General features: G+C 72.8%; 1 protein-coding gene. It reads right to left on the bottom strand.

Going from position 1 to position 1,384, the window contains the following annotated elements:
* Positions 1–1,384: peroxidase family protein (locus tag H5J29_RS32745; RefSeq protein WP_220188224.1), on the bottom strand; the 1,384-nt coding region annotated here is incomplete at both ends.

The raw sequence follows: 1,384 nt of genomic DNA, 5'->3' as shown, positions 1-1,384 counted from the left end.
AGACCGCCTTGCCGCCCGGTACCCCCACGAGCCCGCAGTGCCGCCGGATCACCTCCGCCATGCTGCCGCGCTCCACCCAGTCCAGCCCCAGCTCGGTGTAGACCTCCGGGCGGTAGTCCACGGTGAGGAACCGGTCGCTCTGCAGCCGTCGCGAGGCCATCAGCAGGAAGATCCGGAACGCGGTGTCGCTGAAGCCGAAGCCCGGCGGGGCCTGCTCCGCGAGCAGCCCGACGACGGTGTCGACGCGGTCCACCGTCCCGTACAGCTCCGTCAGCGTCGCCACGGTCTCCGGGTCGTCGCTGAGCTCCTCGAACGTCCGCAGCGGCGGGCGGTGCAGGGCGGTCCGGAACTCGTTGTAGCGGGGCACCCCGCGCATCCGGGTGCGCACGATGTCGACGACGGCGAGGTCCACCAGCTCGCCGTCCCGCTCGAACGCCCGCAGCGCGTCCGGGAAGTTGTGCAGGGCCACCGCCCCCGGGTGCGCGCGGGCGAAGGCCGACACCACGGTCGGCAGGCCCAGCTTGCGGTGCTCGGCCTCCGTCGCGGCGCCCTGGATCTGGGCGAAGGTGAGCACCTCGTCGCCGACGACGTACGTGTCGGGGATCAGCGGGTGCAGCCGGTAGACCGTCACGAACTCCTCGGTGAGCGCGAACGGCACCCGGTCGTGCGCCGGCTTCGAACCCGGGATCCCGTGCACCGCATGGGGATCGAGGAGGTTCAGGCCGAACCGGGTGACGAGGTGGTCCTGGGCGCCGCGCCAGTTCACGGTGAGCGCCTGGTCGATCACGTCCGTGCCCAGGACCGCGGGCGTCCACTCCACGGTGTGGATCTTGGCGATCAGTGCCGAGACGACCAGCCGGGCCACCTGGTAGCGCCGCTCGGCCGACAGGGTGGGGTACTCCGCCCGCAGAGCGGCGCACACGGCGTTGTGCTCGCGGGCGAACAGCGTCTGCATGGCGCTGAGCCCCAGCCACCAGCTCTCGCCGAACCCGGTGCGCGGCAGGCCCTCGTCGTCGATCGGGAGGTGGCCCTCCTCCAGCTCGAGGTCGTCCCCGCTCCCGCCGTTGGTGCGCAGCGCGAGCGCCGCCGCCTCGTCCGTGCCGTAGATCCCGGAGGCGTCCCACCAGTGCGTGGTGGTGTTGAGCTCCGGCTCGCGGTCCGCGGCGATCAGCATCTCCGCCGCGTCCTCGGTGTCGTGGGGATGGTTGCGCCAGCTGCGGCCCTCGGGCACGGGGAGCCGGACCGGGTTCGCCGCGTCGCGCTCGTGGTGGACCCAGTCGTGGACCTGGAACTGGATCCAGGAGGCGGCCAGCACGTTGAGCGTGGGGGCGGGCACGAACTCCCGCCGGGCCAGCAGCCGGTCCGCCACGACGATCGGGTCCGG

Origin of the sequence: Pseudonocardia pini, from assembly GCF_013870575.1 — a bacterium.
In the GTDB taxonomy this organism is placed as follows: domain Bacteria; phylum Actinomycetota; class Actinomycetes; order Mycobacteriales; family Pseudonocardiaceae; genus Pseudonocardia; species Pseudonocardia pini.
This window is presented reverse-complemented; position numbering and strand designations above follow the sequence as displayed.